Source organism: Pseudomonas xantholysinigenes, assembly GCF_014268885.2.
GTDB classification, from domain to species: domain Bacteria; phylum Pseudomonadota; class Gammaproteobacteria; order Pseudomonadales; family Pseudomonadaceae; genus Aquipseudomonas; species Aquipseudomonas xantholysinigenes.
This window is the reverse complement of the sequence record NZ_CP077095.1, coordinates 1,963,933-1,988,899: the sequence shown is the minus strand read 5'-3', so window position 1 is coordinate 1,988,899 and position 24,967 is coordinate 1,963,933. Positions and strand designations below refer to the sequence as shown.

22 protein-coding genes are annotated in these 24,967 nt (G+C 64.9%); 9 read left to right on the top strand and 13 right to left on the bottom strand.

Annotated elements, in window-relative coordinates:
• Positions 1-56 precede the first annotated feature (56 nt).
• From prpD to HU772_RS08955, 6 genes are all read right to left on the bottom strand, one after another.
• On the bottom strand, positions 57-1,541 hold the full coding sequence (prpD, locus tag HU772_RS08980; RefSeq protein ID WP_186660353.1) for a 2-methylcitrate dehydratase: 1,485 nt from the start codon (positions 1,539-1,541) through the stop codon (positions 57-59).
• Positions 1,542-1,727: 186 nt separating this feature from the next.
• The gene (gene prpF, locus HU772_RS08975) at positions 1,728-2,918 is read right to left on the bottom strand and encodes a 2-methylaconitate cis-trans isomerase PrpF (RefSeq protein WP_186660351.1); all 1,191 of its coding nucleotides are present in this window, start codon (positions 2,916-2,918) and stop codon (positions 1,728-1,730) included.
• A gap of 132 nt (positions 2,919-3,050) precedes the next feature.
• Positions 3,051-5,639, bottom strand: coding sequence for a Fe/S-dependent 2-methylisocitrate dehydratase AcnD (gene acnD, locus HU772_RS08970; RefSeq protein WP_186660349.1), 2,589 nt, complete (start codon positions 5,637-5,639; stop codon positions 3,051-3,053).
• 145 nt (positions 5,640-5,784) lie between these two features.
• Positions 5,785-6,912: a bifunctional 2-methylcitrate synthase/citrate synthase gene (gene prpC, locus HU772_RS08965; protein WP_186660347.1), complete on the bottom strand. Its 1,128-nt coding sequence runs from the start codon at positions 6,910-6,912 to the stop codon at positions 5,785-5,787.
• A gap of 159 nt (positions 6,913-7,071) precedes the next feature.
• A complete protein-coding gene (prpB, locus tag HU772_RS08960; RefSeq protein WP_166888368.1) occupies positions 7,072-7,962 on the bottom strand; it encodes a methylisocitrate lyase in 891 nt (296 codons plus the stop codon).
• On the bottom strand, positions 7,959-8,675 hold the full coding sequence (locus HU772_RS08955; protein WP_186660345.1) for a GntR family transcriptional regulator: 717 nt from the start codon (positions 8,673-8,675) through the stop codon (positions 7,959-7,961). Before HU772_RS08955 ends, prpB begins: the two co-directional genes overlap by 4 nt.
• 286 nt (positions 8,676-8,961) lie before the next feature.
• Here HU772_RS08955 and rloA point away from each other — a divergent pair, with 286 nt between their 5' ends.
• The 5 genes from rloA (at position 8,962) to HU772_RS08930 (ending at position 14,453) form a co-directional block, all read left to right on the top strand.
• Positions 8,962-9,498 carry a retropepsin-like aspartic peptidase RloA gene (gene rloA, locus HU772_RS08950; RefSeq protein ID WP_186660343.1) on the top strand — a complete coding sequence of 179 codons (537 nt, stop codon included), beginning with the start codon at positions 8,962-8,964 and terminating at the stop codon, positions 9,496-9,498.
• A 5-nt stretch (positions 9,499-9,503) separates the two neighbouring features.
• Positions 9,504-11,036, top strand: a complete 1,533-nt coding sequence (rloB, locus tag HU772_RS08945) for an osmotic stress tolerance membrane protein RloB (RefSeq protein WP_186660341.1) — start codon at positions 9,504-9,506, stop codon at positions 11,034-11,036.
• Positions 11,036-12,016: an alpha-L-glutamate ligase-like protein gene (locus HU772_RS08940; RefSeq protein ID WP_186660339.1), complete on the top strand. Its 981-nt coding sequence runs from the start codon at positions 11,036-11,038 to the stop codon at positions 12,014-12,016. The genes rloB and HU772_RS08940 overlap by 1 nt, the downstream gene beginning before the upstream one ends.
• A gap of 179 nt (positions 12,017-12,195) precedes the next feature.
• Positions 12,196-13,539: an aminodeoxychorismate synthase component I gene (gene pabB, locus HU772_RS08935; RefSeq protein WP_186660337.1), complete on the top strand. Its 1,344-nt coding sequence runs from the start codon at positions 12,196-12,198 to the stop codon at positions 13,537-13,539.
• Between the two features lie 179 nt (positions 13,540-13,718).
• Complete coding sequence (locus tag HU772_RS08930; RefSeq protein ID WP_050705067.1) at positions 13,719-14,453, top strand: phosphoadenylyl-sulfate reductase; 735 nt, start codon at positions 13,719-13,721, stop codon at positions 14,451-14,453.
• Between the two features lie 99 nt (positions 14,454-14,552).
• Here HU772_RS08930 and cysB read toward each other — a convergent pair whose 3' ends face one another.
• The 3 genes from cysB to HU772_RS08915 form a co-directional block, all read right to left on the bottom strand.
• Positions 14,553-15,527: an HTH-type transcriptional regulator CysB gene (cysB, locus tag HU772_RS08925; protein ID WP_166888404.1), complete on the bottom strand. Its 975-nt coding sequence runs from the start codon at positions 15,525-15,527 to the stop codon at positions 14,553-14,555.
• Positions 15,528-15,654: 127 nt separating this feature from the next.
• On the bottom strand, positions 15,655-16,152 hold the full coding sequence (locus HU772_RS08920) for a universal stress protein (protein WP_186660335.1): 498 nt from the start codon (positions 16,150-16,152) through the stop codon (positions 15,655-15,657).
• 95 nt (positions 16,153-16,247) lie between these two features.
• On the bottom strand, positions 16,248-17,195 hold the full coding sequence (locus HU772_RS08915; protein ID WP_186660333.1) for a putative 2-dehydropantoate 2-reductase: 948 nt from the start codon (positions 17,193-17,195) through the stop codon (positions 16,248-16,250).
• Positions 17,196-17,417: 222 nt separating this feature from the next.
• On the opposite strand from HU772_RS08915, the gene HU772_RS08910 reads away from it, so the two are divergent.
• Entirely contained in the window at positions 17,418-18,494 is a 1,077-nt protein-coding gene (locus HU772_RS08910) for a 3-deoxy-7-phosphoheptulonate synthase (protein WP_186660332.1), read from the top strand.
• 57 nt (positions 18,495-18,551) lie between these two features.
• Here the strand turns inward: HU772_RS08910 and HU772_RS08905 are convergent, their stop codons facing one another.
• Positions 18,552-18,833, bottom strand: coding sequence for a GNAT family N-acetyltransferase (locus HU772_RS08905; RefSeq protein ID WP_186660331.1), 282 nt, complete (start codon positions 18,831-18,833; stop codon positions 18,552-18,554).
• Positions 18,834-19,331: 498 nt separating this feature from the next.
• Here HU772_RS08905 and oprI point away from each other — a divergent pair, with 498 nt between their 5' ends.
• Positions 19,332-19,583: an outer membrane lipoprotei OprI gene (gene oprI, locus HU772_RS08900; protein WP_003259780.1), complete on the top strand. Its 252-nt coding sequence runs from the start codon at positions 19,332-19,334 to the stop codon at positions 19,581-19,583.
• Between the two features lie 127 nt (positions 19,584-19,710).
• On the opposite strand, the gene HU772_RS08895 is transcribed toward oprI, so the two are convergent.
• The 3 genes from HU772_RS08895 to HU772_RS08885 all read right to left on the bottom strand — a co-directional run bounded on the left by HU772_RS08895 (position 19,711) and on the right by HU772_RS08885 (position 21,737).
• Complete coding sequence (locus HU772_RS08895; RefSeq protein ID WP_186660329.1) at positions 19,711-20,685, bottom strand: L,D-transpeptidase family protein; 975 nt, start codon at positions 20,683-20,685, stop codon at positions 19,711-19,713.
• 106 nt (positions 20,686-20,791) lie between these two features.
• Positions 20,792-21,073, bottom strand: a complete 282-nt coding sequence (locus HU772_RS08890; RefSeq protein ID WP_028692618.1) for a hypothetical protein — start codon at positions 21,071-21,073, stop codon at positions 20,792-20,794.
• Between the two features lie 58 nt (positions 21,074-21,131).
• On the bottom strand, positions 21,132-21,737 hold the full coding sequence (locus HU772_RS08885; RefSeq protein WP_186660328.1) for an arylesterase: 606 nt from the start codon (positions 21,735-21,737) through the stop codon (positions 21,132-21,134).
• A gap of 10 nt (positions 21,738-21,747) precedes the next feature.
• On the opposite strand from HU772_RS08885, the gene HU772_RS08880 reads away from it, so the two are divergent.
• The gene (locus HU772_RS08880) at positions 21,748-22,431 is read left to right on the top strand and encodes an ABC transporter ATP-binding protein (RefSeq protein ID WP_186660325.1); all 684 of its coding nucleotides are present in this window, start codon (positions 21,748-21,750) and stop codon (positions 22,429-22,431) included.
• Positions 22,431-24,938, top strand: a complete 2,508-nt coding sequence (locus HU772_RS08875; protein WP_186660323.1) for an ABC transporter permease — start codon at positions 22,431-22,433, stop codon at positions 24,936-24,938. Before HU772_RS08880 ends, HU772_RS08875 begins: the two co-directional genes overlap by 1 nt.
• Positions 24,939-24,967 lie beyond the last annotated feature (29 nt).

The window sequence follows — 24,967 nt, the reverse complement described above, 5'->3', positions numbered from 1 at the left end:
TTCGCGCGTCCCCTGTGGGAGCGGGTTTACCCGCGAAGAGGCCGGAACAGGCAGCCTCAGATCACCAACAGATCGACAAACCTGTGCACAGGCATGGCCTCCAGCGCCTGCTGGTCCTTGCACACATCCAGAATCGCCTCACACCGCTGCCGCGCAAACCGCGTCGCCAGGTTCTCCCTGAACTTGGCCTCGAGCAACGGCATCCCCTCCTCCCGCCGACGCCGATGCCCGATCGGGTACTCCACCACCACGTGCGGCGTGTGCGTGCCGTCCTTGAAGAACACCTGCACACCGTTTGCGATAGAGCGCTTGTCCGCCTCCAGGTACTCACGACTGAAACGTGGCTCCTCGACGACCACCATCTTTTCGCGTAGCCGGTCAATGCTTGGGTGGGCCGCGTGGAAGGCGTCCTCGTAGTGCTCGGCCACCAGGCCACCGAAGATCAGCGGCACGGCGGTCATGTACTGCAGGCAGTGATCACGGTCCGCGGCATTGGCCAGCGGCCCCTCCTTGGAAATGATGCGGATCGCCGACTCGTGCGTGGTGATGACAATACGGTCGATCTCGTGCAGGCGGTTGCGCACCTGTGGATGCAGGGTCACCGCCGCCTCGCAGGCGGTCTGGGCATGGAATTCGGCTGGGAAGCTGATCTTGAATAGCACGTTCTCCATCACGTAGCTGCCCAAGGGCTGCGGCAGGCGCAGCTCGCGCTGGTCTTCGGGCTTGAGGGCCAGGTCCTTGTTGGTGTGGCTGAACGACACATCGTAGAACCCCCACTGCCGGGCCGTGAGCGCGCCGGGCACGCCCATCTCGCCACGCAGGGCGATATCGGCCAGGCGCACACCGCGGCTGGAGGCGTCCCCCGCCGCCCACGACTTGCGCGAGCCGGCATTGGGTGCATGACGGTAGGTACGCAGGGCCTGGCCATCGACGAACGCGTGGGACAGCGCCGACAACAACTGCTCGCGACTGGCGCCCATGAGTCTGGCGCAGACTGCCGTGGAGGCGACCTTGACCAGCAGCACATGGTCCAGGCCGACCCGGTTGAACGAGTTTTCAAGCGCCAGCACGCCTTGGATCTCGTGGGCCATGACCATGGCATCGAGCACCTCGCGCATGACCAGGGGCGCCTCGCCATTGGCCACGCGCTTTTGCGACAGGTGATCGGTGACCGCCAGGATGCCGCCGAGGTTGTCCGAGGGATGGCCCCACTCTGCCGCCAGCCAGGTGTCGTTGTAGTCCAGCCAGCGGACGATACAGCCGATATCCCAAGCGGCCTTGACCGGATCCAGGCAGTAGCTGGTGCCGGGCACACGAGCGCCGTGGGGGACGATCGTGCCCTCGACCAGCGGGCCAAGGTGCTTGGTGCATTCAGGGAAACGCAGGGCCAGCAAGCCACAGCCCAGGGTATCCATCAGGCAGTGGCGGGCGGTGTTCAGCGCCTCGGGGGATTCGACACGGTAGCCGAACACATAGTCGGCGAGGGTCTGCAGGACCTGGTCGTAGTCGGGGCGGGTGTTGAGGTCTACGTTTGCGCTCATATTCAGCTCCCTTCTAGATTGCCGGGGCTGCTGCGCAGCCCTTTCCGACCGGTCCGGCGCTCCGGCAAGGCCGCTCCTACAAGGGGGACGCAATCCTCTGTAGGAGCGGCCTTGCCGGAGCGCCGGACCGGCCGGAAAGGGCCGCAAAGCGGCCCCAACCAACGAAAGCCGAACGCCACTGATGCCTTAGAAACTATCGCCAGGTACGCGCACCCAGCCCTCCATCAGCACCCGAGCGCTACGGCTCATGATTGCCTTGGTCACCGTCCACTGCCCGTCCACCTGGCGCGCCTCGGCCCCCACCCGCAAAGTGCCGGACGGGTGTCCGAAGCGCACGGCGCTGCGCTCACCGCCACCAGCGGCCAGGTTGACCAGCGTGCCTGGGATCGCCGCGGCGGTGCCAATGGCGACGGCCGCGGTGCCCATCATCGCGTGGTGCAGCTTGCCCATGGACAGTGCGCGCACCAACAGGTCGACGTTCTCGGCCTGGACCGTCTTGCCACTGGACGCAGTGTAGGTCATCGGTGCCGCGACAAACGCCACCTTGGGCGTGTGCTGGCGCCCGGCTGCCTGGTCGACGTGCTCGATCAGCCCCATGCGCACCGCACCGTGGGCGCGGATGGTCTCGAAACGCTGCAAGGCTGCGACATCGCCGTTGATGGCGTCCTGCAATTCGGCACCGGTATAGCCGATATCAGCGGCATTGACGAAGATGGTCGGGATACCGGCGTTGATCAGGGTGGCCTTGAAGGTCCCGACACCCGGCACCTCGAGGTCGTCGACCAGATTGCCCGTGGGGAACATCGCCCCGCCTTCACCGTCTTCGTCGGCGGCCGGGTCCAGGAACTCCAGTTGCACCTCGGCGGCCGGGAAGGTCACGCCGTCGAGTTCGAAGTCGCCGGTTTCCTGCACCTGGCCGTCGGTGATCGGCACATGGGCGATGATGGTCTTGCCGATATTGGCCTGCCAGATGCGCACGGTGGCAATACCGTTGCGCGGAACGCGCGCGGCATCGACCAAGCCGCTGGCAATGGCGAACGAACCCACGGCGGCAGACAGGTTGCCGCAGTTACCGCTCCAGTCGACGAACGCGGTGTCGATCGACACCTGGCCGAACAGGTAGTCAACGTCGTGGTCGGCCTTGATGCTTTTCGACAGGATCACCGTCTTGCTGGTGCTGGAGGTGGCGCCGCCCATGCCGTCGATCTGCTTGGCGTAGGGGTCGGGGCTGCCGATCACCCGCAGCAACAGGGCGTCGCGGGCCGGGCCGGGGACCTGGGCGCGCTCGGGCAGGTCTTGCAGGCGGAAGAACACGCCTTTGCTGGTGCCGCCACGGATGTAGGTGGCGGGGATTTTGATTTGCGGTACATGTGTCATGGTCAATTCCTGTCTTGCGCGACACCCTGTGGGAGCGGGTTCACCCGCGAAGGCGTTTGATCAAGCAATGATGTTGATCCTGCTAACGCATTCGCGGGTAAACCCGCTCCCACAGAGGCCATGCCGTTCCTGTTAAGCCACGCCTTCCAGGAAGTCCTGGGCAAAGCGTTGCAACACGCCACCCGCCTCGTAGATCGACACTTCCTCGGCGGTATCCAGGCGGCAAGTCACCGGCACCTCGACACGCTCGCCGTTACGCCGCGTCACCACCAGGGTCAGGGTCGCGCGCGGTTTGCGCTCACCCAGCACGTCGTAGGTCTCGCTACCGTCCAGTTCCAGCGTCTTGCGATCGGTACCCGGCTTGAACTCCAGCGGCAGCACGCCCATGCCCACCAGGTTGGTGCGGTGGATACGCTCGAAGCCTTCGGCGACGATGGCCTCGACACCGGCCAGGCGCACGCCCTTGGCTGCCCAGTCACGGGACGAGCCCTGGCCGTAGTCGGCGCCGGCGACGATGATCAGCGGCTGCTTGCGCTGCATGTAGGTCTCGATCGCCTCCCACATGCGGGTCACCTTGCCTTCCGGCTCGATGCGCGCCAGCGAACCCTGCTTCACGCTGCCGTCGTCCTTGCGCACCATCTCGTTGAACAGCTTGGGGTTGGCGAAGGTGGCGCGCTGGGCGGTCAGGTGGTCACCACGGTGGGTGGCGTAGGAGTTGAAGTCCTCTTCTGGCAGGCCCATCTTCGCCAAGTACTCGCCGGCGGCGCTGTCGAGCAGGATGGCATTGGACGGCGACAGGTGGTCGGTGGTGATGTTGTCCGGCAGCACCGCCAACGGGCGCATGCCGCGCAGGGTGCGCTCGCCGGCCAGGGCACCTTCCCAGTACGGCGGACGGCGAATATAGGTGCTCATCGGGCGCCAGTCGTACAGCGGCGCGACCTTCGGCCCACGATCTTCCTCGATGGCGAACATCGGGATGTACACCTGGCGGAATTGCTCCGGCTTCACCGCAGCACGCACCACGGCATCGATTTCCTCATCGCTCGGCCAGATGTCCTTGAGGCGAATCTCCTTGCCGTCGACCACGCCGAGCACATCCTTCTCGATATCGAAGCGGATGGTACCGGCGATGGCGTAGGCCACCACCAGCGGCGGCGAAGCGAGGAAAGCCTGCTTGGCGTAGGGGTGGATGCGCCCGTCGAAGTTGCGGTTACCCGAGAGCACGGCGGTGGCGTACAGGTCGCGGTCGATGATTTCCTGCTGGATCACCGGATCCAACGCACCGGACATGCCGTTGCAGGTGGTGCAGGCGAAGGCGACGATGCCAAAGCCCAACTGCTCCAGCTCCTGCTCCAGCCCGGCTTCCTTCAGGTACAGCTGCACGGCCTTGGAGCCCGGCGCCAGCGACGACTTGACCCAGGGCTTGCGCGCCAGGCCCAGTTTGTTGGCGTTGCGTGCGATAAGGCCGGCGGCAATCACGTTGCGCGGGTTGCTGGTGTTGGTGCAGCTGGTGATGGCGGCGATGATCACCGCGCCGTCCGGCATCTGCCCCGGGACTTCTTCCCAGGCGCCGGCGATGCCTTTGGCTGCCAGGTCGCTAGTGGCCACGCGGGCATGCGGGTTGGACGGGCCGGCCATGTTGCGCACCACGCTCGACAGATCGAAGCTCAGGGTGCGCTCGTACTCGGCCTTGGCCAGGCTATCGGCCCACAGGCCAGTGGCCTTGGCGTAGGTCTCGACCAGTTGCACTTGCTGGTCGTCGCGGCCGGTGAGCTTGAGGTAGTCGATGGTCTGCTGGTCGATGGCGAACATCGCGGCGGTGGCGCCGTATTCCGGGGCCATGTTGGAGATGGTGGCGCGGTCGCCCAGGGTCAGCGCGCTGGCGCCGGCACCGTGGAACTCCAGGTAGGCGCCGACCACCTTCTGCTTGCGCAGGAACTCGGTGAGCGCCAGCACCAGGTCGGTGGCGGTGATGCTCGGCGCCAGACGACCGGTCAACTCGACGCCGACGATCTCCGGCAGGCGCATCCACGAGGCGCGTCCAAGCATCACGTTCTCGGCCTCCAGGCCGCCGACGCCGATGGCGATCACGCCCAGGGCATCCACGTGCGGCGTGTGGCTGTCGGTGCCGACGCAGGTGTCCGGGTAGGCCAGGCCACGCTCGCTATGAATCACCGGCGACATCTTCTCCAGGTTGATCTGGTGCATGATGCCGTTGCCGGGCTGGATCACGTCGACGTTCTTGAACGCCTGCTTGGTCCAGTTGATGAAGTGGAAGCGATCTTCGTTGCGGCGGTCCTCGATGGCGCGGTTCTTTTCGAACGCCTGCGGGTCGAAGCCGCCGCACTCCACGGCCAGCGAGTGATCGACGATCAACTGCACCGGCACCACCGGGTTGACCTGAGCCGGGTCGCCGCCCTTGTCGGCGATGGCGTCGCGCAGGCCGGCCAGGTCGACCAGGGCGGTCTGGCCGAGGATGTCATGGCACACCACGCGGGCCGGGAACCAGGGGAAGTCGAGGTCGCGCTTGCGCTCGATCAGTTGCTCCAGCGAGGCATTGAGGGTGGCCGGATCACAGCGGCGCACCAGGTTCTCGGCGAGCACGCGGGAGGTGTATGGCAGGCCGTCGTAGGCGCCGGGCTTGATCGCCTCGACCGCGGCACGGGCGTCGAAGTAGTCCAGGGCGGTGCCTGGCAGGTTCTTGCGGAATGCGGTGTTCATAGAGAATCAGGCTCGGTCACAGTAATCGGAAGAATCCACCGCCCCTGTGGGAGCGGGCTTGCCCGCGAAAGCGTTGGTGAACGCGACATTGCATTCGCGGGCAAGCCCGCTCCCACAGGGGACGGGTTGCCTCTCTAATTTCTTGTCAGCGCTGCTCGATCGGCACGAACTGGCGCTGCTCGACGCCGGTGTATTCGGCGCTCGGGCGGATGATGCGGTTGTTGGCGCGCTGCTCGAACACGTGCGCGGCCCAGCCGGTCAGGCGCGAGCAGACGAAGATCGGGGTGAACAGCTTGGTCGGGATGCCCATGAAGTGGTACGCCGAGGCATGGTAGAAGTCGGCGTTGGGGAACAAGCGCTTCTGCTCCCACATGGTCTTGTCGATGGCTTCGGAGACCGGGTACAGCACCTTGTCGCCCACTTCGTCGGCGAGTTGCTTCGACCAGCCCTTGATCACCTCGTTGCGCGGGTCGGACTCTTTGTAGATCGCGTGGCCGAAGCCCATGATCTTGTCCTTGCGCTCGAGCATGCGCAGCAGCTCGGCGGTAGCGTCCTGTGGGGTCTGGAAGCGCTCGATCAGCTCCATCGCCGCTTCGTTGGCGCCGCCGTGCAGCGGGCCGCGCAGCGAGCCGATGGCCGCAGTGACGCAGGAATACAGGTCGGACAGGGTCGAGGCGCAGACCCGCGCGGTGAAGGTCGAGGCGTTGAACTCGTGCTCGGCGTAAAGGATCAGCGAAACGTTCATCACCTTGACATGCAGGGCGCTGGGCTTCTTGCCATGCAGCAGGTGCAGGAAGTGGCCGCCAATGGTTTCTTCGTCGCTGGTGCAATCGATGCGCACACCGTGGTGGGTGAAGCGATACCAGTAGCACATCACCGCCGGGAACAGCGCCAGCAGGCGATCGGTCTTGTCGCGCTGCTGCTCGAAGGTCAGCTCAGGCTCCAGGGTGCCGAGCACCGAGCAGCCGGTGCGCATCACATCCATCGGGTGGGCATCGCGCGGGATACGCTCGAGCACCTCCTTCAGCGCTTGCGGCAGGTCGCGCAGGCCCTTGAGCTTGCGTTTGTAGTCGGCAAGCTCGGCCTTGCTCGGCAGCTCGCCGTACAACAGCAGGTAGGCGACCTCCTCGAACTCGGCGGCGGCGGCCAGGTCGCGTACGTCATAGCCGCGGTAGGTCAGGCCGGCACCGGCCTGGCCGACGGTCGACAGCGCGGTCTGCCCGGCCACCTGGCCACGCAGGCCCGCGCCACTGAGTACTTTTGCTTCGGCCATGGTGTTTCTCCTTTCTTGAACTTGTTATCGAAGTCTTTTCTGGCTAATCGGTTTGCCTGCCGGCCTCTTCGCGGGTAAACCCGCTCCCACAGGTTTCAGAGATTGCACCAAACCTGTAGGAGCGGGTTTACCCGCGAAGAGGCCGGTACAGGCATTCACTTACCCTTTCTTCTGCGCGAACAGCGCATCCAGGCTTTGCTCGAAGGCGTGATAGCCGATGGCATCGTAGAGCTCCATGCGGGTCTGCATGGTGTCGATCACGTTCTTCTGCGTGCCATCGCGGCGCAGCGCGGTGTAGACATTCTCGGCGGCCTTGTTCATGGCGCGGAACGCCGACAGCGGGTAGAGCACCAGCGACACGTCGACCGAGGCCAGCTCTTCGGTGGTGTACAGCGGCGTGGCGCCGAACTCGGTGATGTTGGCCAGGATCGGCGCCTTCACCCGGTCGGCGAAGGTCTTGTACATCGAAAGCTCAGTGATGGCCTCTGGGAAGATCATGTCGGCGCCGGCTTCGATGCAGGCGGCGGCGCGATCCAACGCGGCGTTCAGGCCTTCCACCGCCAGGGCGTCGGTGCGCGCCATGATCACGAAGCTGTCGTCAGTACGGGCGTCCACCGCGGCCTTGATGCGGTCGACCATCTCCTGCTGCGAGACGATCTCCTTGTTTGGCCGGTGACCGCAGCGCTTGGCGCCGACCTGGTCCTCGATATGGATGGCCGCAGCGCCGAACTTGCTCATCGACTTGACGGTACGGGCAACGTTGAACGCCGAGGCGCCAAAACCGGTGTCGACATCCACCAGCAGCGGCAGGTCGCACACGTCGGTGATGCGGCGCACGTCGGTGAGTACGTCGTCCAGGCCGCTGATGCCCAGGTCCGGCAGGCCGAGGGAGCCCGCCGCGACACCGCCGCCGGACAGGTAGATGGCCTTGAAGCCGGCGCGCTTGGCCAGCAGCGCGTGGTTGGCGTTGATGGTCCCGACCACCTGCAACGGGTGTTCGGCGGCCACCGCGTCACGGAAACGCTGGCCGGGGGTGCTCTTGACTGTCATGACTCACCTCGTGGGCTATTGTTGTCGGCGCCCTGGTAGTGGCGCTCGATATTGCGCTTGGACGCACCGATATGGCGGCGCATCAGGAGTTCGGCCAGTTCGCCGTCACGGGCCTCGATGGCATCGAGGATACGGTGGTGCTCGGCAAAAGCCTGGCGCGGGCGGTTGGGCGTGGTGGAAAACTGGATGCGGTACATGCGCACCAGCTGGTAGAGCTCGCCGCAGAGCATCTTGTACAGGGTCTGGTTGCCGCTGCCCTGGATGATCCGGTAGTGGAAGTCGTAGTCGCCTTCCTGCTGGTAGTAGCCCTGCCCGGCCTGGAACGCCGCGTCGCGTTCGTGGGTGTCGAGCACATGGCGCAGCTCGTCGATGGCGGCCTGGCTCATGCGCTCGGCGGCCAGGCGGCAGGCCATGCCTTCCAGCGATTCGCGGATCTCGTACAGCTCGATCAGCTCGGCGTGGCTCAGCGAGACCACCCGCGCCCCAACATGGGGCACCCGCACCAGCAGGCGCTGGCCTTCCAGGCGATGGATCGCCTCGCGCAGCGGACCACGGCTGATGCCATAGGTGCGCGCCAGCTCCGGCTCGGAAATCTTGCTGCCGGGGGCGATCTCACCCTTGACGATGGCGGCCTGGATGCAGCGGAAGACGTGTTCCGAGAGGGTCTCGGTCTCGTCTTGGGGCAGCAATGTGGCGTGGGCTGTATCCAGCATGATTGTCGACACCTTCAAAAGCAATGACGGCAAAACTAGCTAAATAGAGGATTAGAGTCAAAGACAAAAAGAACATTGTCGACAATTGTCTAATAACGAACTTCACCCGCGTCCACGTGGTCTGATCGCGGGCGCGCTGGCGTCAAGGCACCGGCGTGATAGAATGCCGCGCTCCTTCGAGAGCATGGATAGTGTCTCTGTCATCATTTCATGCTGTTGACAGAATCAATGAGGATGCTTGGCCAGTCGCCTTGCCCTGAACCCCGCACAGCACCGCGCCAGGATTATGAGACTCATACCCGCTTCACTGCTGCTCTGCCTGACCCTGCTGCCGGCACTCGCGCCCGCGGCAGACAAGACCGTCTACGGTCTGAACGAATACGCCCGCCTGGGCGATCTGGACCTGGAGGTGGCGGCCAAGCTCGACACCGGCGCCAAGACCGCCTCGCTCAGCGCCCGCGACATCAAGCGCTTCAAGCGCAACGGCGAGAGCTGGGTGCGCTTCTACCTGGCCATCGACGCCGCGCACCAGCACCCCATCGAACGCCCCCTGGCCCGCGTCAGCAAGATCAAGCGCCGCGCCGGGGACTATGACGCCGAATCCGGCAAGGCCTACACTGCTCGTCCGGTGATCGAACTCGAGATCTGCATGGGCCAGACGCAACGCACCATCGAGGTCAACCTCACCGACCGCAGCGCGTTCCAGTTCCCGCTGCTGATCGGATCCGAGGCCCTCAAGCACTTCGGCGCGCTGGTCGACCCAAGCCTTAAATACGCGGCCGGCAAACCTGCCTGTGCCACCGAAGCTCCCAAAGCAGAGTAATTCCGATGCGCTCTCTTACCCTTCACCTGAAAGTCCTGATCACCGTCCTGGTGCTGCTGGGCATCGCGATCACGGCCTATCAGATCTTCTTCCTCGGCATCCCGGTGACCGAAGACGAGACCGACGACCTGTGGAACATCGACGCCAAGGTCGAGTTCGTCGCCAGCGCCAAGGACCCGGTCAAGGTGCAGATGTTCGTGCCACCGCTGAACCGTGACTACGTCAGCCTCAACGAGAGCTTCATTTCCAACAACTACGGGGTCAGCGTCAACCGCGCCGACGGCAACCGCAAGGTGACCTGGTCGGCACGCCGCGCCAGCGGCAACCAGACCCTCTACTACCGCCTGGTGCTGACCAAGCGCTACAGCAGCGAAAAAGCCAAGATCAAGGGCCCGACCTTCCGCGACAGCCTGGCTGTCGAAGGCCCGGAGAAGATCGCCGCCGAGGCGCTGATGGCGCCGATCCGCCAGCATTCGGCCGACGTCGAGACCTTCGTCAGCGAGACCATCAAGCGGGTCAACAACGCCAACGACGACAACGCCAAGCTGCTGCTGGCCGGCGACAACTCGCCGATGAAGAAGGCCCAGGTCATCGACCTGCTGCTGTCCATTGCCCACGTACCGATGGAGAAGGTCCACACCATTCGCCTGGTCGCCGACACCCCGCAAAACCCCGAACTGTGGCTGCGCAGTTTCAACGGCAACGACTGGCTGTACTTCAACCCGGAGACCGGCGAGCAAGGCCTGCCCAGCGACCGCCTGCTGTGGTGGACCGGTGACGAGAACCTGATCAGCGTCGATGGCGGCAAGAAGGCCACCGTCACCTTCAGCATGAACAACAGCGAGATGAATGCCATCCGCCTGGCCAAGCTGACCGACGAGAACACCGACGCCGACTTCCTCGAATACTCGCTGTACGGCCTGCCACTGCAGACCCAGCAGACCTTCATGATCATGGTGATGATCCCGATCGGCGTACTGGTGATCCTGGTGCTGCGCAACCTGATCGGCATCCAGACCCTGGGTACCTTCACCCCGGTGCTGATCGCCCTGGCCTTCCGCGAAACGCAACTGGGCTTCGGCATCATCCTGTTCACGGTGATCACCGCGCTGGGCCTGTCGTTACGCTCGTACCTCGAGCACCTCAAGCTGCAGATGCTGCCGCGCCTGTCGGTGGTGCTGACCTTCGTCGTGGTGCTGATCGCCGCCATCAGCCTGTTCAGCCACAAGCTGGGCCTGGAGCGCGGGCTGTCGGTGGCGCTGTTCCCGATGGTGATTCTGACCATGACCATCGAGCGCCTGTCGATCACCTGGGAAGAGCGTGGCGGTGGCCATGCCATGAAAGTGGCCATCGGCACCCTGTTCGCCGCGTCCATCGCGCACCTGCTGATGACCGTGCCAGAGGCCGTGTACTTCGTCTTCACCTTCCCTGCGGTACTGCTGATCCTGGTGGGCTTCATGCTGGCGATGGGTCGCTACCGCGGCTACCGCCTGACCGAGCTCGTTCGCTTCAAGGCTTTCGTGAAGGCTGACGCCTGATGTTCGGACTGATCAAGACCTGGAAGGCCCTGGAAGCCCGGGGCATCATGGGTATCAACCGGCGCAACGCGGACTATGTACTGAAGTACAACAAGCGCCATTTGTACCCGATCGTCGACGACAAGATCATCACCAAGGAGCGCGCCCTGGCGGCCGGCATCCATGTGCCGGAGATGTACGGCATCATCGAGACCGAGAAGCAGATCGAAAAGCTCGACGAGATCATCGGCGGGCGCAACGACTTCGTCATCAAGCCGGCGCAAGGCGCCGGCGGTGACGGCATCCTGGTGATCGCCGACCGCTTCGAGGACCGCTACCGCACGGTCTCGGGCAAGATCATCAGCCATGAGGAAATCGAGCACCAGATTTCCAGCATCCTCACCGGCCTGTACTCGCTGGGCGGACACCGCGACCGCGCGCTGATCGAATACCGGGTCACCCCGGACCAGATCTTCAAGAGCATCAGCTACGAAGGCGTGCCGGACATCCGCATCATCGTGCTGATGGGCTACCCGGTGATGGCCATGCTGCGCCTGCCGACCCGCCAGTCCGGCGGCAAGGCCAACCTGCACCAGGGCGCCATCGGCGTCGGTGTGGACCTGGCCACCGGCCTGACCCTGCGCGGCACCTGGCTGAACAAGATCATCAGCAAGCACCCCGACACCACCAATGCGGTGGACGGCGTGCAGCTGCCGAACTGGGACGGCTTCATGAAGCTCGCGGCCAGCTGCTACGAGCTGTGCGGCCTGGGCTACATTGGCGTGGACATGGTTTTGGACCAGGACAAGGGCCCGTTGATCCTCGAGCTCAACGCCCGCCCGGGCCTGAACATCCAGATCGCCAACGACTGCGGCCTGACCCAGCGCACCCACGCCATCGAGGCGCATCTGGAGGCGCTGACCAAGGAAGGTCGCAGCGAGGATGCCGAGCAGCGCGTGAAGTTCTCCCAGGGCTTGTTCGGGCACGTCAATCCGCTATAGCCCAGGCCCTGCGCAATCCCTGTAGGAGCGGCCTTGCCGAGGCGTCGGACCGGTCGGCAAGGCCGCTCCTACAGGGGGATTGCGCAGAACAGGATGGTGAATGTCGCTGCCAGCGCTAGGCGCATTTCCTACACAGGTCTACAATCGCCCTCCTCGCTTGTTCATCGCCGTCCATTCTGATGCCGACCTGTACGCTTTACCCCCTGCCCTACCAGCCCGATCCCGCCTTCTACTTCGAACGCCTGCGCCGCGCGCCCGGCGCGATCCTGCTCGACAGCGCCCGACCAGGCGCCGAACGCGGCCGCTACGACCTGCTCAGCGCCTGGCCGCTGCAGCAGTTGCAGGCACACCCCGAGGAAGACGGTCGCGACTACCTGCAGCGTCTGCGCCAGGCCCTGGCCGACCTGGGGACGGCACAACTGCCCGAGGGCATCGAGCTGCCGTTTGCCGGCGGCCTGATCGGCTACCTGAGCTACGACTTCGGCCGGCGCCTGGAGCAGTTGCCGACGCACGCGATCGACGACCTCGGCCTGCCCGATGCCCGGCTGGGGCTGTATGCCTGGGCACTGGTGTCCGATCATCGGCTGTGCAGCAGCCAGCTGGTGTTCCACCCAAGCCTGCCCGAGGCCGAGCAACAACGGCTCATCGCATTGTTCGAGGCCAGCTCCCTGGGCGATAGCGGCGACTTCCACCTGCTCGCGCCCATGACCGGCGATCTTCACCCCGAGCAATACCGGGCGGCGTTCGATCAGGTGCAGCGCTACATCCAGGCCGGCGACTGCTACCAGATCAACCTCACCCAGCGCTTTCGCGCACCCTGCCAGGGCGACCCGTGGCGCGCCTACCAGGTCCTGCGCGCCGCCTGCCCGACGCCGTTTTCCGGCTACCAGCAGCTGGATGAAGGCACGGCGCTGCTGAGCTTCTCCCCCGAACGCTTCATCCGCGTCAGCCAGGGCGAGGTGGAAACCCGTCCGATCAAGGGCACCCGCCCACGCGCAGCCGACCCCATAGAGGACGCGCGCAACGCTGCCGACCTGCTGGCCAGCCCCAAGGACCGCTCGGAAAACCTGATGATCGTCGACCTGCTGCGCAACGACATCGGCCGCACCTGCCAGACCGGCTCGGTCAAGGTGCCAGAGCTGTTCAGCCTGGAGAGCTACCCCAACGTTCATCATCTGGTCAGCAGCGTGGTCGGCCGCCTGGCCGCCGACAAGGACGCCCTGGACCTGATCGCCGGCAGCTTCCCCGGCGGCTCGATCACCGGCGCGCCGAAGATTCGCGCCATGCAGATCATCGACGAGCTAGAGCCGACCCGCAGGGCGCTGTACTGCGGCTCGCTGCTGTATGTCGATGTGCGCGGCGAGATGGACAGCTCCATCGCCATCCGCAGTTTGCTAATCAAGGATAACCAGGTCAGTTGCTGGGGCGGCGGCGCGGTGGTGGCCGATTCGCACTGGCAGGCCGAGTACGAGGAGTCGATCGCCAAGGTGCGGGTGCTGATGGAAACGCTGCAGGCCTTGTGATCGACGGCGCCCGCTGCCACAAGGCCTGCGATCACTCGACAGCTGTGGGAGCGGGTTTACCCGCGAAAGGGCCCGCGCAGGCGGCACAAACCCTTGAGATGAACGTCTGCCTCGGCATTTTTTGTTACCATCTGACCACTACGAGCGCTCAGCGCCACTCACCCGATGGAAACCGCCTGATGAGCCAACCCTTCGACGTCGCCGCCCTGGCCGCGACCTACGCCAGCAAGTCCCCGCAGGAGATCCTCAAGCTCGCCTTCGAACACTTTGGCGACGACCTGTGGATCTCCTTCAGCGGCGCCGAGGATGTGGTGCTGGTGGACATGGCCTGGAAGCTGAACAAGCAGGTCAAAGTGTTCAGCCTCGACACCGGGCGCCTGCACCCTGAGACCTACCGCTTCATCGATCAGGTGCGCGAGCAGTACAACCTGCCGATCGAAATCCTCAGCCCGGACCGCGATAAGCTCGACCCATTCGTCAAGGAAAAAGGCCTGTTCAGCTTCTACAAGGACGGCCACGGCGAGTGCTGCGGTATTCGCAAGATCGAGCCGCTGCGGCGCAAGCTGGCCACCGTCAGTGCCTGGGCCACCGGCCAGCGCCGCGACCAGAGCCCCGGCACCCGCAGCCAGGTGGCGGCGCTGGAGATCGACAGCGCCTTCTCCACGCCCGAGCGCACACTGTACAAGTTCAACCCGCTGGCGCAGATGACCAGCGAGGAAGTCTGGGGCTACATCCGCATGCTCGAGCTGCCCTACAACAGCCTGCATGAGCGCGGCTTCATCAGCATTGGCTGCGAACCGTGCACCCGCCCGGTGCTACCGAACCAGCACGAGCGCGAAGGGCGTTGGTGGTGGGAAGAGTCGACCCAGAAGGAATGCGGGTTGCACGCTGGCAACCTGATCAGCAAGGCTTGAATGCAGCGGCAAGCTTCTAGCTGCAAGCTACAAGAAAAGAGCAGACCGCGTACGGACTGCTCTTTCTTGTAGCTTGCCGCTTGCCGCTTGCAGCTGCTTTCAGTGCACCGGCAGCTCGACACCCTCGAACAGCTCTTCAAGCTCCTGCTTGTTATGGCACTGAATCGCCTTGGCCATCACCTCACGGGTCAGGTGCGGCGCGAACTTCTCGATGAAGTCGCACATGAAGCCACGCAGGAAGGTGCCGCGACGGAAGCCGATCTTGGTGATGCTGGCCTCGAACAGCTCGCTGGCATCCAGGCACACCAGGTCGCTGTCGAGCTTCGGATCCACGGCCATCTTGGCCACGATGCCCACGCCCAACCCCAGCCGCACATAGGTCTTGATCACGTCGGCATCTGCGGCGGTGAACACCACCTTCGGCGTCAGGCCACGGTGATTGAATGCTTCGTCGAGCTTGGAACGGCCAGTGAAACCGAACACGTAGGTGACGATCGGGTAGTCGGCCACGGCCTCGAGAGTCAGCTTCGGCAGCTTGGTCAGCGGATGCCCCTGAGGCACCACCACGCAGCGATTCCACTTGTAGCACGGCATCATGATCAGGTCGCCGAACAGCTCCAGCGCCTCGGTGGCAATAGCGAAATCGACGGTGCCGTCGGCAGCCATCTCGGCGATCTGCATCGGCGAGCCCTGGTGCATGTGCAGGGCCACTTCCGGGTATTGCTTGATGAAGCTGCTGATCACCGGCGGCAGCGCGTAACGGGCCTGGGTGTGGGTGGTGGCGATCGACAGGGTGCCTTTCTTCTCGTTGGAGAATTCCTGGGCGATCTGCTTGATGCTCTCGACCTTGCGCAGGATCTCGCCGGCGGTATTGATGATGCGCTCGCCGGCCGGGGTGACGCGGGTCAGGTGCTTGCCGCTGCGGGCGAAGACTTCGACGCCCAGCTCGTCCTCGAGCAGGCGGATCTGCTTGCTGATCCCGGGCTGGGAGGTGTACAGGCTCTGCGCCGTCGCGGAAACGTTGAGGTCATGGTGCGCCACTTCCCAGATGTAGCGCAGTTGCTGAAGCTTCATAGATATCCCTCAAAGACGGTAGGTCACCGGCGCGCCGGCAGCGACGAGTTATAACTATATTAGTGGCTTGAGAAATAAATCTAGAACTATTTTGTTACGATCGCCGGAAAAATACCTACTTCCAACTTCACGTTTTCCTACGCCCAAGGTGCTGTGACAACGGCACCATATACACCGGTACCGGCGACAGCTGCAGCAGCCGTACCGCGGTACGGCCGATGGGCACATCCACCCCGGCGCCGGCGCTATGGCTGCCGAAGATCAGCAAGTCGACCGCCAGGCGCTGGGCCTGCTCGAGGATCACCTGGGCCGGATCGCCCTGGCGCACGCGTACCGCGCGGATCAACGCCAGGTCGGCCTTTTCGCCCAGCTCGTCGCGAAAGTTTTCCAGCACGCGCTGCTCGATATTGGCCATTACCGTGGTGACACCCTCGCTGTGCAAGGCATCGAGGGTTTGTTCGTCGAGGTAGCTCTGCAAAAGCGATTCGGCGAATTGACCCATGGGTTCCACGGCGTGGATTACATAGAGCTCTGCGTTGAAGGTTCGCGCCAGGGCCAAGGCGTGCTGCATGACAAAGGGCGCATAGACACCGAGGTCGGTGGCAAACAGCATGGAACGGATCATTCGACCTCCTCGACTGCCGCGACGGCAGAGCAAGCTTGAGCTTAGCAGCGCCATCGCCGGCCGCCCCGCCGTCCGGCGCACGGCCGCCGCGGGCTTCAGGCCTGACGGCCGCGTCGGTCGATGAACGCCAGGGCCTGGTACAACGCCTCCATGCGCGGCAATGCGCAGCCAGCGGCACGCGCTCGAGCCAGGGGTTCGGCGTAGATTGCCTGCAACTCCAGCGGGCGTTGCTGGAGATGGTCGTGGTACATGCTTGGCCAGTAGTCCGGCATCTTTTCGGTCATGCGAAACAAGTGCTCGGCGTAGCCCGCGGGCAGCTCGCGACCACAGGCGCTTGCACCCGCCACCACTTCGGCCATCAGCGCCTGGATCAGCGCGCGGCTGTCGGCATCGCCCATCAAGGGCGTGGTGCTGGCCTGCAGCAATACCGAAAGACCGTTGTAGGGCACGTTCCACACCAGTTTCTGCCAGCGCGCCTGGTCAAGGTCGGCCATGGCCTGGGAGTCGATGCCCGCGGCGCGGAACAGACCGGCGCCCTCCTCTGCCACGCCTGCCCCGCCGTCCTGCGCCGGACCACTGTGATAACCCAGGTTCACCGCGCCCAGCGACTGGTGGCAGATCTCCCCGGGGCCCTTGCGGTTGACGCAGATGAAGCACAAGCCACCGAGCAGGTGCAAATCCCCACGCAAGGCCGGGCGCAGTTGTTCCTCCACGCCCAGGCCGTTCTGCAGCAGCAGCACACGGGCATCGGGAGCCGCAGCCTGCATGATCAAGGGTGCCAGCTCGGCGTTGCTGGTCGCCTTGGCGCCCACCAGCAGCCAGTCGCAGAGGGGCATGTCGGCGGCCCGGGCGTAGGCCTGCACCGGCAGGTGAATCTGGCCATGCACGGCGCTGTCGAGGCTTAGCCCACGCTCGCGCACCACCTCATATTCGCTGCGCAGCAAAAAATGCACATCGAAGCCGGCGCGGGCCAGCATCAACCCATAGAAGCCACCGATTGCGCCGCTGCCAATGATACCGATGCGAACGTTGCGTGCCTGCATGCCTTGCTCCCGCCTTGAGGCTGTTGTTATTCGGCCGTTTTTTAGCACGCCTGGCCACGGCGCCGCGACCCGGGCAGGCAAAAACCCCGTATCGACGGGCCCACCCCATTGTCGCGCCCCCGCTAACGCGCTAAGGTTCGGCCCTCCCCGCTGCGAACATTCTGCTGCTGGGCCGCACGGGGATTGCTGGCGGCCGGCACCCGTGACCTGACGAGTAACACGATGGCTGATTTACCGATCGATGACCTTAACGTTGCCTCCAACGAGACTTTGATCACCCCTGATCAGCTCAAGAAGGAAATCCCCCTCAGCGCCAAGGCCCTGCAGACCGTGACTGCCGGCCGCGAAGTGGTGCGCAACATCCTCGACGGCAAGGATCACCGCCTGTTCGTGGTGGTCGGCCCGTGCTCGATCCACGACATCAAGGCTGCCCACGAGTACGCCGAGCGCCTGAAAGTGCTGGCCGAGGAGGTTTCCGACACCTTGTACCTGGTCATGCGCGTGTACTTCGAGAAACCGCGTACCACCGTCGGCTGGAAAGGCCTGATCAACGACCCCTACCTGGATGACTCGTTCAAGATTCAGGACGGCCTGCACATCGGCCGCCAATTGCTGCTGGACCTGGCCGAGAAGGGCCTGCCGACCGCCACCGAAGCCCTCGACCCGATCTCTCCGCAATACCTGCAGGACCTGATCAGCTGGTCGGCCATCGGTGCGCGCACCACCGAGTCGCAGACCCACCGAGAAATGGCCTCCGGCCTGTCCTCGGCGGTCGGCTTCAAGAACGGCACCGACGGCGGCCTGACCGTGGCGATCAATGCCCTGCAGTCAGTGTCCAAGCCCCACCGCTTCCTCGGCATCAACCAGGAAGGCGGTGTGTCGATCGTCACCACCAAGGGCAACGCCTATGGCCACGTGGTGCTGCGTGGCGGCAACGGCAAGCCCAACTATGATTCGGTCAGTGTCGCCCTGTGCGAGCAGGACCTGGCCAAGGCCAAGATCAAGCCGAACATCATGGTCGACTGCAGCCACGCCAACTCCAACAAGGACGCGGCCCTGCAACCGCTGGTCATGGAAAACGTGGCCAACCAAATCCTCGAAGGCAACCAGTCGATCATCGGCCTGATGGTCGAAAGCCATCTGAACTGGGGCAGCCAGGCCATTCCGAAGAACCTCGACGAACTGCAGTACGGGGTCTCCGTGACCGACGCCTGCATCGACTGGGCAACCACCGAGAAAACCCTGCGCAGCATGCACGCCAAGCTCAAGGACGTGCTGCCCAAGCGCCAGCGCGGTTGATACCTGCGCACACGAAAACGCCGGGCAATGCCCGGCGTTTTCGTGTCTGCGGTGTGTTCAGGCCTTGCTCGAGTGGCGCTGCTGGCGCTCCATGTAACGCTCGACATAGGAGCACGACGGAATCACCGTGTAGCCCATTTGTTCGGCATAGGCCAGCGCCTGTTCGGTCAGGGCGGCGGCGATCCCGCGCCCGCGCAGGGCGTTGGGCACGAAGGTGCGATAGATATCCAGCGTCTGCTTGCCCAGGTCCATGTACGTCAGGTAAGCCCGGTGACCGTCCACGGTGGTCTCGAACTGATGACCGGCCTGGTCATGGTGGATGGTCAGCATATCGCTCATCACTACTCCTCGCGGGTCTTGTCGGCAGACCCTTGCCCCTGTGGTTATCCGGCGCAGGAACCTCTACACCACCCCTAGCCCCTTGGACAGCAGCCCGACCTGGATCGTTCTGCCGCCACGCGGCACCTCCAAATAGTAGGCGCCACCGGCGTGGTTGCTCAAGCAACCTGGGTGAAAAAGCCGCGCCAGCGATTTAACGCCGCCGCCCTGCTTTTGCAAGAGCCGTCGGATGTTCTTTGGTCTAAGACGCCGGCAGACCCTTAAAGTCACCCTTAGTTCAACAAAAAAGTTCCCGTACTACAAAAGCTTGCGGACGCTGCTGGTGATTTTCACACTTTCTTTACAAACCCCGTCGCCGCCCCCGGCTTGCAGCATTTTTTTTGCAGTTCTTGCGCTCAGTCAGTTTACTTACTACAAGTAATGGGTACTATGTACGCCGGCCAGTTTCTCTTTTCCGAGAGATGGCTCTTTAATAGAAAGTCCTTGAAGGGGAACACGATGAACAACGTTCTGAAATTCTCTGCTCTGGCTCTGGCCGCAGTTCTGGCTACCGGTTGCAGCAGCGTATCCAAAGAAACCGAAGCTCGCCTGACTGCTACCGAAGACGCAGCAGCTCGCGCCCAGGCTCGTGCAGACGAAGCCTACCGCAAAGCTGACGACGCCCTGGCAGCTGCTCAGAAGGCTCAGCAGACCGCTGACGAAGCCAACGAGCGCGCTCTGCGTATGCTGGACAAAGCCAGCCGCAAGTAATAGTCCTCACGGATTGTTATGGAGCCGACCCACTTGTGGGTCGGCTTTTTTATTGCCCGCGCAACAGCACCGAAGGCACAAACGAAAAGGCCCGCACTGGGCGGGCCTGGGGCAAGTAGCGAATCGCTTACTGCAGTTCGGGCGGAATGCTCGAGACCACCGGCGCGTTGCCACCGGCAACCGGTACGGCGATTTCCACCGGCATGCCATCTTCGGCGGCAACAACATCGCGCACCATGTCCCAGTTCATGCGCAAGTTGTTGGCCAGGTCTTCACGCTTGAGCAAGGCATTGATGACCGCGGTGTGCTTGTCGACCACCGATGGGTTGCCATGATCGTCCAGCGGAGTGTGCGCCTCAAGGTACACCTTGCCGCCACTGATACCGAACTTGTAGGGTTCGTTGATGATGCGCACGGGCGTGCCCACCGGCACCATCTTCGACAGTTCCAGCACATTGTTGTTGAGCATGCGGAAGCAGCCATGGCTGGTGCGCATGCCAATGCCGAACTTCTTGTTGGAACCATGGATCAGGTAGCCCGGCACGCCCAGGGTGAACTTGAACGGCCCCAGCGGGTTGTCCGGCCCGGCAGGCACCACGGCCGGCAGGATGTCGCCATCGGCCGCATGCTCGGCGCGGATCGACGCGGGGGGCGTCCAGGTCGGGTTCGGGGTCTTGGCGGTGATCTTGGTATTGGCGATCGGCGACCCCCAGCCTTCACGACCGATGCCCAACGGGAAGGTGTACACAATGCCCTGCCCTTTCGGGTAGTAGTACAGGCGGTATTCGGCCAGGTTGATGACCACGCCTTCGCGCGGGCCTGGCGGCAGGATATAGCGGGTCGGCAGGATGATCTCGGTGCCAGCACCCGGCAGCCAGGGGTCGACGCCCGGGTTGGCGGCGATCATCTCGAGGTAGCCCAGGTCGTTGGCGGTACCGATGTCGGCGAAGGTGTCTTCGTACTTGGCCTTGATCACCTGGACCTGGCCGACCACGTCTTCACCGGGCGGCGGCAACGGCAATTCCAGCGCAACAGCGGGGCCGGCGGCCAACAGGGCGGCCAGCGAGAGGCTACGGGTGACGGCAGGAAAGCGCGACAACATCCGGTAAATCCTTCGAAAGGTCAGTCAAGGGGATCGATTGTACACCCGCTCCGATACAAGCGGGAGGCATCGACCCACCGCAAGCGTTTCAGATGATGAAAGGCGCTCAGAGTTCCGGCCACACCGGGCGCATGCCGCGCCGCTGGGCGTCGAGGATCGCCCGGCACAACGGGCACAGGCGCTCGTCGCGGTAGATCGCGCGCTCCACCCCCGACCAGCGTGGCTGGGCCGGCAGCAGGCCGCCGCACAGGGTGCGGTCGACGGGCACGCCCAGTTCGAGTTGGCGGGCGGCAAGATGAATGCGGACTTCCTGGCAGGCAAACAGGTCGAGCTGCTCATCGGGCTCGATCAGTTGATAGGCATACAGGGACCAGGCAGGGCGCGGCATTGGGGGCACTCGAAACGGGGGGCGCAACATTAGCCGAAAGCGGCCCCCGATAAAAGCGTCACAGCAAGGGTTTTATCGCCGGCCAGGCATTTTCCAGCAGCCGCTGCTGGGCACTGGCCGCCGGGTGGATACCATCGGCCTGCATCAACTCCGGTACCCCGCCCACACCTTCGAGGAAGAATGGCACCAGCGGCACCTTTTTATCGGCGGCCAGCTGTTCATAGACCTGGGCGAACGCCGTGGTGTAGCGCACACCGTAGTTCGGCGGCAGGCGCATGCCCAGCAACAGCACCTTGGCCCCGGCCTTTCGGGACTGGTCGATCATCGCGGCAAGATTCTGTTGCAATTGTTGCGGCGGCTGCCCGCGCAGGCCATCGTTGCCGCCAAGTTCCAGCACCACCAGGGCCGGCTTGTGCGCCGCAAGCAGCGCCGCCAGCCGCGCCTGGCCACCTGCGCTGGTGTCGCCGCTGATCGAGGCGTTGACCACCTGGTCGTCGAAACCCTCCTTTTTCAGCTGCTGTTGCAGCAGGTTGACCCACCCCAGGCGGGTATCCAGGCCAAAACCGGCGCTGATACTATCGCCAACAACCAGCAACGTTCCCGCCGCCGCGCCCTGGGCCAGGCAACACAGGGCCAGGCCGGCACTCAACCACCACATTCGCATCGGATTCTCCATGGGCCCCAGCATTCTCGTTGCGCAGAACCTTAGCAAAGTGGTCCCCAGCGCGGAAGGCGACCTGACCATCCTCCACGCCCTCTCCCTCGACCTCGCCCAGGGCGACAGCCTGGCCATCGTCGGCGCCTCCGGTTCGGGCAAGTCGACCCTGCTTGGCCTGCTCGCCGGTCTCGACCACCCCAGTGCCGGGAAGGTGCTGCTGGCCGGCCACGACCTCGGCCCGCTGGATGAAGACCAGCGCGCGCGGGTGCGCGCCGAGCACGTCGGTTTCGTGTTCCAGTCGTTCCAGTTGCTCGACAGCCTCAACGCCCTGGAGAACGTCATGCTGCCGCTGGAGCTGGATGGCCGGCGCGATGCCCGCGAACATGCCCGCGACCTGCTCGAGCGGGTCGGCCTGGGCAAGCGCCTGAGCCACACACCGCGCCAGCTCTCCGGCGGCGAACAGCAACGGGTGGCGATCGCCCGGGCCTTCGCCGCGCAACCGGCGGTGCTGTTCGCCGACGAACCCACCGGCAACCTCGACAGCCATACCGGCGAGCGCATCAGCGACCTGCTGTTCGAACTCAACCAGGAGCGCGGCACCACCCTGGTGCTGGTCACCCACGACGAACGCCTGGCCAGGCGCTGCCGCCGCCAGATCCGCCTGGATGCCGGCCGCCTGGTGGCGGCCCTGGAGCCGTGATGACCCGCCTGTCCTTCTGGCGCCTGTGCGCCCTGTCGCTGCGCCAGCTGCTGCGCGATACCCGTGCCAGCGAAGTACGCGTGCTGTTCTTCGCCCTGCTGGTGGCGGTAGCCGCCAGCACCGCCATCGGCTACTTCGGCGCCCGCCTCAATGGCGCCATGCAACTGCGCGCCAGCGAGTTCCTCGGCGCCGACCTGGTCCTGCAAGGCAGTGCCCCGGCCAGCGAGCAGCAGGTCGCCAGCGGCAGCGCCGCGGGCTTGCGCCATGCACGCGTGGTGGAGTTCACCAGCGTGGTCGGTGGCGACAGCGGCATCCAGCTGTCGAGCATCAAGGCCGCCGACCCGGCCTACCCGCTGCGCGGCCAGCTGCGCAGCGCGGCGGCGCCCTACGGCGAGGAACGCCCCGGCGGCGGCCCGGCGCCCGGCGAGGCCTGGGTCGAGCCACGACTGCTGGCAGCCCTGGGCCTGAGCATCGGCGACAGCATCGACGTGGGCATGAAAACCCTGCGCATGAGCCGCGTGCTCACCTACGAACCAGACCGCGCCAACAACTTCTACAGCCTCACCCCACGGGTACTGATGAACCTCGCCGACCTGGAGGCCACCGGCGTCATCCAGCCCGGCAGCCGGGTCAGCTACCGCGATCTGTGGCGCGGCGATGGCGCCGCCCTGGCCGAGTACCGCCAGGGCGTGGAAAAGACCCTGGCTGCCCACCAGCGCCTGCTCGACACCCGCGACGGCAATCGCCAGATCGGCGGCGCCCTGGGCAAGGCCGAGCGCTACCTGAACATGGCCAGCCTGGTGGCCGTGCTGCTGGCAGGTGTCGCCGTGGCCCTGTCAGCATCGCGCTATGCCGCGCGGCGCCTGGATGCCAGCGCGCTGCTGCGCTGCCTTGGGTTGTCCCGACACCAGGCATTGAGCCTGTACTGCCTGCAACTGGCCATGCTCGGCGTGGTCGCGGCACTCGCCGGTGCCCTGCTCGGCGCACTGGCCCAGCTGGGGCTGTTCCATCTGCTTGCCGGGCTGCTGCCCAGCCAGGTGCCGCCCGGCGGCCTCACCCCGGCCCTGGCCGGCATCGCTACCGGCCTGGTGGCCCTGGCCGGCTTCGCCCTGCCGCCGCTGGCCGCGCTGGGCCGGGTACCGCCGTTGCGCGTGCTGCGCCGCGACCTGCTGCCGATCCCGCCCAGCAGCTGGCTGGTATACGGCGCCGCCCTGCTCGCCCTGGGCCTGATCATGTGGCGCCTGAGCCTGGACCTGCTGCTGACCTTCGCCCTGCTCGGTGGCGGGCTGATCGCCGCCCTGCTGCTTGGCGGCCTGCTGTTGCTCGGCTTGCGCAGCCTGCGCCAGCTGCTCGCCGGCGCACCGCTGGCCTGGCGCCTGGGCCTGGGCCAATTGCTGCGCCACCCCCTGGCCGCGGCCGGCCAGGCCCTGGCCTTCGGTCTGATCCTCCTGGCCATGGGCCTGGTCGCCCTGCTGCGCGCCGAACTGCTCGACACCTGGCAAGCACAGCTCCCCAAGGACGCGCCCAATCATTTCGCCCTGAACATCCTGCCCGACGAGCGTCAACCGTTCGCCGAGCGCCTGGCGCAGCTCAATGCGACCTCGGCACCGCTGTACCCGGTGATCCCTGGCCGTCTCACCCACATCAACAAGCAGCCGGTGCGCCAACTGGTCAGCAAGGAGTCGACTGGCGAACGCGCGGTGCAGCGCGACCTCAGCCTGACCTGGGCCGCCGATCTGCCCCAGGGCAATGCCCTGAGCGCCGGCGACTGGTGGCAGCAGGCGCCCAGCGACGACGCCACGCCAGGGGTATCGGTGGAGGCGGAGCTGGCACAAAGCCTGAAGCTGCAACTGGGCGACCTGCTGACCTTCGACATCGGCGGCCAGCAGCGCCAGGCACGGGTCAGCAGCCTGCGCAGCGTGCATTGGGACAGCTTCCAGCCGAACTTCTACATGATCTTCCAGCCCGGCACCCTGCAAGGCCTGCCCGCCACCTACCTGACCAGCTTCTACCTGGCACCGGGCCACGACCAGGAAGTGGTCGCACTGTCCCGGGCCTTCCCGGCGGTGACCATCCTGCAGGTGGATGCCTTGCTCGGGCAGTTGCGCAGCATCCTCGCCCAGGTGACGCTGGCAGTGGAGTATGTGCTGCTGTTCGTGTTGGCGGCCGGGATGGCGGTCTTGTTCGCCGGGCTGCAGGCTACGCTCGATGAGCGCATCCGCCAGGGCGCGCTGCTGCGCGCACTGGGGGCCGCGCGGCCACTGCTGGTCAAGGCGCGGCGCATCGAGTTCGGCTTGCTGGGCGCGGTGAGCGGATTGCTCGCGGCGCTGGGCTGCGAGCTGATCACCTGGGCGTTGTACCGCTATGCGTTCGACCTGCACTGGGCGCCGCATCCATGGCTGCTGGCGCTGCCCGTGGCCGGAGCGGTACTGGTCGGTGGGGCTGGAGTACTGGGGACAAGGCGGGCCCTGAATGCCAGCCCGTTGGCGGTGTTGCGCGAAGGTTGAGGCAAGCTTACAAAGTGCTGAAGGCCTGC